Raw genomic sequence first — 9195 nt, forward strand, 5'->3', positions numbered from 1 at the left:
GTGCGGGCCGGGGGGGGGGGGCCGCGCGCCCCCGCCCCCCGGCCGCTTCACGTGTGCGCGGGTGCCCCCGGCCTCAGGCCTCAGGCCCCCCGGCGGGGCCCCGGCGGCAGCGCCGCCTGGGCGTGCTGCTGGCCGGGGTGCTGGCGGAAGAAGCCCGGCTGCCACGTCCCGGTGTGCTGCGGGTGGCCCGGGTGCTGCTGGGGCTGGTGGTGACCCATGCCACCCATGTTGCCCATGCCACCCATGCCACCCATGTTCCCCATGTGGCCGGTGTGCCCGGGGTGGACCGGCTGGTGGCCCCCGTACCCGACGAAGCCGCCCCGGCCCCCGTGCATCCCGGTGCCGAACGACCGGAACCCCAGGTCCTCCTCGCCGGAGCGGTCCCCGGGCAGCGCGCGGAAGGCCCGGAGGTACTCGGCGTAGAGCGCGTCGTAGATCGGCGTGAAGGACTGGACCTGCTGGCCGCCCTGGGCCGTCGGGACCTCCTGCGCGGGGCGCATCGCCGGGATCTGGCTCTGGTAGGGCTGGTGGGGGTCGTATGAGTGCACGTACGTGCCAACGACCCCGTCGGTCTCCGGATGCGGGCGGGCCGGATAAAACGCGGCGGTGACGGTGCGCACCGCGGGCGCGGCCCGCGGCACGTACGCCGGTCGTACGGCCCGCCCGCCCCCGGCGGACGCCGGGGCGCCGGCCGGGGCGCCGCCCGCGCCGGGGTCCCTCACGTGCCCGCCAGCGGCATGGCGGCGGCGACCAGGCGCCCGCCCGCCGCGGCCTTCTCCAGGGCGTCGCGCAGCAGGTCCTCGCGGGGCTGGTGGCCGATCGACCCGGCCGGGGCGGCGAACACCAGGACGCGGTGGGTCTTGTTGGCGGCGGCCCGCCAGCCGTCGGTGACCTGGAGCGGCTGGTGGGCCTGCCACCAGGCGACCGGGCTGCCGCCGCCGGTGCCGGGCTGGAGCACCGCGTGCAGCTGGCCCATGGCGACCAGGACGGACCAGCCGGAGAGCACCGAGGGCTCCCGGTCGACCTCGGCGACCGGCAGGAAGCCCTGCTCGATCAGCAGCGGCAGGAAGTCGTCCCGGTCGGCCTCCGAGCCGGGGCGGGCGATCGGTCCGGTCGGCTCGACCACCAGGGCCGGGTGCAGCGCGCCGTTGATCAGCACGAGTCCGCTGGTGACGCCGAGCACGGCCTGCTCGGGCAGGTCGCCGCCGGCCTCCTCGCCGGTGATGGACCGCACGGCGCCCTGCAGCTGCGCCTCGGGGACCTGGACGACCTGGGAGGGGATGCAGGTGGCGTGGGCGAAGGCCAGCACGGCGGTCTCGTCGCCGACGAACAGCACGGTGCTGGTGCGCTCCTGCTCGGAGTCGCCCGGGGTGCGGCAGGAGGTGCAGTCGTAGCTGCCCGGGGCGGTCTCGCCGACGAGCAGCCGGTCGGCTTCTTCGTCGCCGATCTCGGCACGTACGTCCTCGCTGACGTCGAGCATGCGCGGCACGGGTGGCTCCTCGGAAGGTGTGCGTGACGCCGGGCGGGTCCCGGCTCGTCTCATAAAGGGTTCAACGGGTGATCTGTGTGCGGGGTCACGCGGAGAGGGGAACGGAATCCACCCATCGGCCGCGCACGGTGAACGCGCCCCCGGAATCCCTCACTCCCTGCCAACTCCTCGGAGATCAAAGGAAGTTGGGCGGGTGAGCTGAGTCACAGATCAACCGGGTCGCGGGTCGACAAATCCCGAAATCAGCGAATCAAGTGGGTGTCCGGAAATCGCCGATACTCCGGGTAACCGGCAACTGGCCTGGAATGACGGGCAATCGGTTGATGCCGTGCCCCGCCGCTGCCTAGATTCCTCGGCCGTGTGCAGCGAGCACCGCCCGGGTCAGCCCGCCGACCGCAAGGCCAGCGAACGAGCGAACGTCCCGGCGGGCGGGTGCGGAGCGCACCGAGGGCGCCGGACGCGCCCGAGGACGCACCGCGCAGGGGGAGCCCGGGTCCCGCGAGAGGGATCTGATGGCATCGAGTTCCCGCACCACACGGATGCGCGTCGGCGCCGCCCTGGTGGCGCCCCTGGCACTGATCGTCACGGCGGCCGGGGAGTCCGGCGCCGCCGACAGCGGAGTGTGGGACCGCATCGCCCAGTGCGAGAGCGGTGGCAACTGGCACATCAACACCGGCAACGGCTACTACGGCGGGCTCCAGTTCTCCGCCGGCACCTGGCGCGCCCACGGCGGCGGGGCCTACGCGTCCACCGCCGACCGGGCCAGCCGCGCCCAGCAGATCGCGGTCGCCGTGCGCGTCCAGCGCTCCCAGGGCTGGGGCGCCTGGCCGACCTGCTCCGCCCGGGCCGGGGCGTACGGCAGCGCGCCGTCGGCCGGGGGGCCCGCGAAGAACCGCACGTCCACGAAGACCCACGGACAGCCGAAGTCCCACAAGCCGGCGAAGTCCCACGAGCCCGCGAAGAACCGCGAGCCCGCGAAGAACCGCGCGGCCGCACCCCAGGCCGCCCCCGCCGCCCCGGCGGCCCCGCGCGCCTCGCGGGGCGACGGGCGCGGTACGTACACCGTGCGCGCCGGTGACACCCTCAGTGCCATCGCCGCCGCCCACCACACCGACTGGCGCGCCCTGTACGCCGCCAACAGGGCCGTCGTGGGCGCCGATCCGGACCTGATCCTGCCCGGCCAGCGGCTCGCGCTGACCACCGGCTGACCAGGTCCCCCGACCGGGTGGGGCTCGCCGTCCGCCCGCGCGGCAACGGCGCGCGCGGCGGCGGCCCTGCCAGCGTGGGGCGAATGTCGAAGATCCGTCTGCCGTGGCTCCGCCGGTCCCAGACCCGTCCGGCCACGCCCCGCCTCCGGTCCGCCGTCGCGCTGGCCGCCGCGCTGCTCGCCCTCGCCCCGGCCGGGGCGAGCGCCTTCCAGGCCCCGCCGCCCGCCCCCGGGACGCCCTTCGCCGACCGGGGGTTCGGGCCGTACGGCTGCGCCGCGAGCCAGTGGCCCTGGTCGTGCCTCGCGGAGTGCGAGAGCAGCGGCGTGTGGGACACCAACACCGGCAACGACTACTACGGCGGGCTCCAGTTCTGGCAGCCGACCTGGGAGGAGCACGGCGGGCTGAAGTTCGCGCCGCGCGCCGACCTCGCCACCCGCGAGGAGCAGATCAAGGTCGCGCAGGAGGTGCTGCGCACCCAGGGCTGGGAGGCCTGGCCGGTCTGCTCCAAGCGCTACCGGCTCGGCGGCCGGGTGCACACCGTCCAGGCGGGCGAGACGCTCAGCTCGATCGCCCTCAAGTACCGCGTCAAGGGCGGCTGGCAGGCGCTCTACAAGCTCAACAAGGACATGATCGGGCGCTACCCGGACCGGCTGAACGTCGGCACCGCGCTGCTCATCCCGAAGGACTCCAGGAGGGTGTGGGTCCGGCTCTGAGCTCGCCGGGCTCCCCGGCGAACGCCACGGTCCCGCGCCGCAGCCCGTAGACGACGGTGCGGTCGGCGGGGCCGGGCGGCAGCCGCTGCCCGGCCACCACGACCGCCGCGTCCAGCGCCCGCAGCAGGGCGTAGGTGCGCGCGGCCACCGCGGGGGACATGCCGAGGACCGGCTCGTCGACGAGCACCACCCGGGCGGGCGCGAGCAGCGGGCGGCACAGCGCCAGCATCCGCCGCTCGCCCCCGGACAGGGTGCCCGCCCGCCGCGCCAGCAGCGGTGCCAGCTCCGGGTACGCGTCCAGGGCCGCCCCGAAGTCCCGCCCGCCGGCCGCCAGTTCCAGGTTCTCGGCGACCGTCAGGGAGTCGTACGTCGCCCGCGGGGACGGTACGCAGCACAGGCCCCGGCGCGCCCGCGCGTGCGGCCGCAGCCGGGTGACGTCCGCGCCCCGCCACACCACCCGCCCGCCCGACAGCGGCACGGTCCCGGCGAGGGCGCGCAGCACGGTCGTGCGGCCCGAGCCGTTGCGGCCGAGCAGCACCGTGAGGGTGCGGGCGGGGGCCGCCAGCGTGACCCCGTGCAGCGCCTCCAGCGGGCCGTAGCGGACCCGGGCCCCGTGCAGGGCGATCTCCGCGGTCACGGGCGCAGCCTCCCGGCCTCCAGGGTGAGCACCGTGTCGGCGGTCCCGGCCACCAGGTCGAGGTCGTGCTCCACCACGAACACCGCGGTGCCGTCGGCGGCCAGCGCCCGCAGCAGCCGGGCCAGCGCGGCGCCCTCCGCGGCGTCCAGGCCCGCGGCGGGCTCGTCCAGGAGCAGCACGCGCGGACGCCCGGCCAGGGCCCGGGCCAGCTCCACGCGGCGCAGCGTCCCGGTGGGCAGGTCCGCGGCCGGGAGGTGGCGCACCGGGCCGTGCAGGCCGAGCAGGCGCAGCTGCTGCTCCACGCCGCCCCGGCCGGGCGGGGCGCCCACCAGGACGTTCTCCTCGACGGTGAGGCTCGGGAAGACCGCGATCCGCTGGAAGGTGCGGGCCACCCCGAGCCGGGCGCGGGCCTGCGGGGGCAGCCGGGTGAGGTCGGCGGAGCCGAGCAGCACGCGCCCGGAGCCGGGGCGCAGGGTCCCGGCCAGGCAGTCGAACAGGGTGCTCTTGCCCGCCCCGTTGGGCCCGACGAGCGCGGTGACCCGGGCCGGGCGCAGCACCAGGCCGACGTCCAGGAGGACCGGGGTGGCGCCGCGGTGGACGGTGAGCCCCTCGACGCGCAGGACGGGGGCGGGGAGGTGCCGGGCCGTCGTACGGGGCGCCGGGCGGCCGGGTGCGGCAGGGGGCGGTGGCGTCGTACGGGCGGGGGCCGTGCCCTCGTCCCCGTACCGCCCAGGGAGCAGGCCGGTCAGCGGCGGTACGCGTCCCACGAGCAGCGCGAGCACGCCGACCAGGGCCGCCGCCGTGCCGCCCCGCGCCCCCGCGTCCAGCCCCACCAGGAGCGCCGCCCCCGCCAGCGGGGTGAGCAGGTGGTCCGCGCCGAGGACCACGACCGCGGCGAACCACAGCAGGCCCCGCACCGGGTCGTACTCCGCCGGGTCGAAGGCCCGCGCGCCCGTCGCCAGCAGGCCCCCGCCCAGGGCCGCCAGCGCCGCGCCCGCCACGAACGCCAGCACCTTCAGGGCGGGGACCGGCACGCCCGCCGCCCCGGCCCCCTCCTCGTGGTCCCGCACCGCCGCGAGGGCCCGGCCGGTGCGGCCCGCGCGCAGGGCGGCGACGAGGGCCAGGCAGCCGCCGAGCAGGGCCAGTTCGAGCAGGTAGTAGCGGCGGTCGGAGGCGAAGCCCGCCGGGCGGCCGAGGACCAGGCCCGACGTCGCGTACGGCTGGTCGAGCACGAAGCGGCTCACCGCGACGCCCACCGCGAGCGTGGCCAGCGCCAGGGCCAGGCCGCGGCGCCGGATCGCGGGCCACGCGGTCAGCAGCCCCAGCGGGGCCACCAGCAGCACGGCCGTGAACAGCGCGGGTAGCGGCGGGAGTTCCGCGCCCAGCAGCCCGGTGAACAGGGCGCCCAGCCCCGCGAACGCGGTCTGCCCCAGCGAGATCTGGCCGCCCCGCCCGGTGACCACCACCAGCGAGAGCAGCACCACCGCGAGGGCCGGAACCCGCACCGCGGTGCGCAGGTCGTCCCCGGAGAGGGCCAGCGGGAGCAGGAACAGCACCCCGGTGACCGCCCACAGCCCGGCGGGCACCCGGCCCGCGGGCCGCACCGGCCGCCCGGGCGCGCCGCTCCCGCCCCGGACGCCCGGCAGGACGAGCGCCGCCACCAGCAGGGCCACCACGAACAGGTTGGCGCCCACCGCCCGGACCAGCGGGCCCGCCCAGCCCTCCGGGTGCAGCCGGGTCAGCTGGGCCTGGGCGACCCCGAGCGCCAGGGCCGCGCCGACCGCGAGCGGCAGGCTGCGCATCCGGGCCGCCACGGCGACCGCGACGACCTCCAGGACGAGCAGCGGCAGGCCGTAGGGGTCCAGGCGCACGTACGGCGCGAGCAGCACCCCCGTCAGGCCCGCCGTGAACGAGCCGAACGCCCACCCGGCCGCCGCGACCCGGTCCGCGTCGATCCCGCCCAGCGCCGCCAGCTCCCGGTCGTCCACCACCGCCCGCAGCCGCCGCCCCAGGCCCGTCCACCGGGTGGCGGCGGCCACCAGCAGGGCCAGCGCCACCGCCACCGCCGACGGGGCCCACGGGTCGTCCCCGAGGAGCACCGGGGCGTCGTCCCTGGCGCCCTCGCCCCACAGCAGCGCCGCGCCGCCGACGAGCAGCACGAACACCCCGGTCGAGGCGACCAGCGCCCGCGCCGGATCGGGCCCGGGCGCGGCCAGTGGCCGGAACACGCCCCGCTCCAGGGCCAGTCCGATGCCGGGCGCGACGACCAGGAGGACCAGGCAGGCGGCGGCCGGGAGCGGCCAGCCCGCGTCGACGACCAGCTGCCGCAGCAGGAAGGCGCAGACCATCGCGACCGCCCCGTGCGCCAGGTTCAGCACCCCGGTCGCCCGGTGGGTGACGACCAGGCCGAGCCCGGTGAGCGCGGCGGCGCCGCCCACCGAGAGCCCGGCCAGCGCCAGTTCGTACGTCAGGGACGCCACGGCTCGCACACCGGACAGGGCTCCGCCGCCCCCTCGCCGACCGGCTCGGCGCCCTCCTTGCCCGCCACCAGCGGACAGTCCGGCCGGTGCGCCAGCGTCCCGCCCGGCACCCGCAGCGGCGGACCGTCGTCCACCGGCACGAACGCCGCCGCGTCCGGCCGCTCGCGCGCCCGCCGGGGCCCGGAGCGCGGGCCCGCCGCCGCGAGCACGGCGCCGCAGACGAGCAGCGCGGCCCCCGGGACCGTACAGGAGGCGAGGTAGGGCACCTGGCGCTCCAGGAAGCGCTCGCCGGAGACGCCGTACCACCCGGCCGCGCACAGCACCGCCCCGCACGCGGCCGCCGCGAGACCGGACCACACCCACCGGGAAGCCGACACCAGCAAGCCCCCTGCGCCCACCGGGCCCCGGACCGCACCGGGGCGGGAGTCCAGGACAGCCCAGCCCCCGGCGCGCCGCAAGACCCGCGGCGCCGTCCGCCGGTCCGGCCCGCACGGTCGCGCGCCCGGACGCGGGTCCGGTCGCGCGTCTGGTGGACCCGCGCGATTCCTAGGACCATGCGCGGTGGCGACCGACGCCGTACCGCGACAGTTGGTGGTGAGCCGGATGACGCACCCCGCGAGGCACCCCCTGGGGCACGCACGGACGAGGCACGCACGGACCACGGCCTGGGCGGCCGCCGCGGCCCTCGCCCTGCTGCCCGCGCTCGCGGGCTGCTCCGACGGCGGCGACGGCGGGGGCGGCACGCCGCCGTCCGCGTCCGCCGCCCAGTCGCCGCCGGCCGCCGCGTCACCGACCGGGAGCGGGCCCGCCGACCCGGCCGCCGCCAAGGCCCAGGTCGAGAAGAACTGGACGACCTTCTTCGACCCGAAGGCCACCACCGAGCAGAAGGCGGGGGTCCTGGAGGACGGCGACGTGATGCGGCCCCTGCTTGCGGCGTTCGGCGGCGACAAGAACGCCGCCCGGTCCTCCGCGAAGGTCACCGCCGTGGACTTCACCTCGGCCACCGAGGCCGCCGTCACCTACGACCTGATGGTCGGCGGCAACCCCGCGCTGCCCGGCTCCAAGGGCACCTCCGTGCTCCAGGGCGGCACCTGGAAGGTGTCCGTCAAGTCGCTCTGCGCCCTGGTGAAGCTGAGCGGGAATGCGGCCGCTCCGGGCTGCTGAGACCCTGCTGCTCGCGGTGCTGCTCGTGCTCTGCGCCGCGTGCGGCAGCAGGCTGCCCGAGCGGGACTTCGAGCGCCGCGCGACGCCCACGAGGGGCGGCCCGGGGCCGATCAGGGTGGGCATCGTCACCAGCGCGACCAGCCCGGTCGGCGGCGACGCCCTCACCGGGCCGCGCGACGGGGCCCGCGCCTGGTTCGACGCGCTCGACGCGCGGGGCGGGATCGACGGACGGCGCGTGGAGGTCTCGCTCTGCGACGACGGCGGCAGCGGGGTCGGCAACACCGCCTGCGTCCGTCAACTCATCGAGGAGAAGAAGGTGTTCGCCCTCGTCGCGACCACCGCCCTGGACTACGCGGGGGCGCCCCTGGTCTCCGCCGCGGGCGTCCCCGACATCGGCGGCCAGCCCATCGGGCCCGCCTACGACACCTACCCCCACCTGTACGGGATCTACGGCAGCAGTGCCCCGCGCGACGGCCGGGCGCCCGGCTGGGGCGGCACCCTCTACGGCGGCACCGAGGTCTACCGCTGGTTCCGGCAGCACCTGGGGGCCCGCACGGCCGCCGTCGTCTCGTACAACCAGGCGGCCTCCGCCGGCTACGCCCGGCTCGTCACCGCGGGCCTGCGGGCCGAGGGCTACCGGGTGGTGGCCGAACAGGTCGACTTCGCCCTGCCCAACTTCCGCGCCGTGGCCGCCGACCTCGGGGGACAGGGCGTGGACCTCGTCCTCGACGCGCTCGACGCGCACGGCAACTCCCGGCTGTGCGCCGCCATGGACGCCCTCGGCGTCCGCGTCGCCGCCAAGGTCACCAATGTGCAGAACTGGAACGCGGCGGTCCAGAAGGACTACGCGGACGCCCCGGTCTGCCGCAACGCCCTGTGGGTCACCGGCTCCAGCCGCCCCTACGACGACACCGCCGACCCCCAGGTGCGCGCCTTCCGCGCCGCCCTGCGCGGCCGGACGCCGTCGCAGTGGCAGCTGGAGGGCTGGGCGGCGGCCATGTGGTTCACCGACGCGGTGCGCTCCTGCGGCGCGGACGTCACGCGCGCGTGCGTGGAGGCGTACGTCAACCGCCCGCAGCCCTACACCGCGCGCGGGCTGCTGCTCCCGGTGACGTACGAGAAGCTCGCGACGCCGCCGAAGGAGCGGCGCACCTGTCTGTCCGTGGCCCGCTGGCGCGACGGCCGGGGCTGGGTCCCGCAGGGCGGGACGACCGGGAACTGCGCGGTCGTCCCCCAGCTCGGCTACCGCCCCTGACCGAGGGCGCCCGCGGAGCCAAGTACAGTCCATGGCTGACGACGGAAGACACCCCCGGGGGAGAAGCGCGACCGCATGCACATCTCATTCCTTCTCCACAACGCGTACGGGATCGGGGGCACGATCCGGACGACGTTCAACCTGGCCGAGGCCCTGGCGGTCGAGCACGAGGTGGAGATCGTGTCGGTCTTCCGCCACCGTGAGGTGCCGACGCTGGACGCTCCGGCGGGTGTGGTGATGAAGCACCTG

Annotated in this window: 9 protein-coding genes and 1 pseudogene; 5 read left to right on the forward strand and 5 right to left on the reverse strand. The window is 77.0% G+C overall.

Features of this window, described 5'->3' with window-relative positions; genetic code table 11:
• Nucleotides 1–80: 80 nt before the first annotated feature.
• Both ABT160_RS45510 and ABT160_RS45515 read right to left on the reverse strand, forming a co-directional pair.
• Entirely contained in the window at nt 81–722 is a 642-nt protein-coding gene (locus ABT160_RS45510; protein ID WP_351655924.1) for a hypothetical protein, read from the reverse strand.
• A complete protein-coding gene (locus ABT160_RS45515; protein ID WP_351655925.1) occupies nt 719–1489 on the reverse strand; it encodes a DUF8842 C-terminal domain-containing protein in 771 nt (256 codons plus the stop codon). Before ABT160_RS45515 ends, ABT160_RS45510 begins: the two co-directional genes overlap by 4 nt.
• Nucleotides 1490–2001: 512 nt before the next feature.
• Between ABT160_RS45515 and ABT160_RS45520 the strand changes: the two genes are divergently transcribed.
• Complete coding sequence (locus tag ABT160_RS45520; RefSeq protein ID WP_351655928.1) at nt 2002–2697, forward strand: transglycosylase family protein; 696 nt, start codon at nt 2002–2004, stop codon at nt 2695–2697.
• A gap of 83 nt (nt 2698–2780) precedes the next feature.
• Nucleotides 2781–3410, forward strand: coding sequence for a LysM peptidoglycan-binding domain-containing protein (locus ABT160_RS45525; protein ID WP_351655929.1), 630 nt, complete (start codon nt 2781–2783; stop codon nt 3408–3410).
• Here ABT160_RS45525 and ABT160_RS45530 read toward each other — a convergent pair.
• Genes ABT160_RS45530 through ABT160_RS45540 form a run of 3 tightly spaced genes read right to left on the reverse strand, consistent with a single transcriptional unit; the run spans nt 3370 to nt 6904 of the window.
• Nucleotides 3370–4047, reverse strand: coding sequence for an ATP-binding cassette domain-containing protein (locus ABT160_RS45530; protein WP_351655932.1), 678 nt, complete (start codon nt 4045–4047; stop codon nt 3370–3372). The genes ABT160_RS45525 and ABT160_RS45530 overlap by 41 nt on opposite strands.
• Nucleotides 4044–6527, reverse strand: coding sequence for an ABC transporter permease subunit (locus ABT160_RS45535; protein WP_351655934.1), 2484 nt, complete (start codon nt 6525–6527; stop codon nt 4044–4046). Before ABT160_RS45535 ends, ABT160_RS45530 begins: the two co-directional genes overlap by 4 nt.
• Nucleotides 6515–6904 (reverse strand): hypothetical protein, encoded by a 390-nt coding sequence (locus ABT160_RS45540; protein ID WP_351655936.1) that lies wholly within the window; start codon nt 6902–6904, stop codon nt 6515–6517. The genes ABT160_RS45535 and ABT160_RS45540 overlap by 13 nt, the downstream gene beginning before the upstream one ends.
• 184 nt (nt 6905–7088) lie before the next feature.
• Between ABT160_RS45540 and ABT160_RS45545 the strand changes: the two genes are divergently transcribed.
• From ABT160_RS45545 to ABT160_RS45555, 3 genes and pseudogenes are all read left to right on the forward strand, one after another.
• Nucleotides 7089–7691 (forward strand): MTB12 C-terminal domain-containing protein, encoded by a 603-nt coding sequence (locus ABT160_RS45545; protein ID WP_351655938.1) that lies wholly within the window; start codon nt 7089–7091, stop codon nt 7689–7691.
• Nucleotides 7669–8946, forward strand: coding sequence for an ABC transporter substrate-binding protein (locus ABT160_RS45550; protein WP_351655941.1), 1278 nt, complete (start codon nt 7669–7671; stop codon nt 8944–8946). The genes ABT160_RS45545 and ABT160_RS45550 overlap by 23 nt, the downstream gene beginning before the upstream one ends.
• A gap of 75 nt (nt 8947–9021) precedes the next feature.
• Nucleotides 9022–9195: pseudogene (locus ABT160_RS45555) on the forward strand (glycosyltransferase family 4 protein); the annotation flags it as partial.

This window comes from Streptomyces sp. NPDC001941 (genome assembly GCF_040296945.1).
GTDB lineage: Bacteria > Actinomycetota > Actinomycetes > Streptomycetales > Streptomycetaceae > Streptomyces.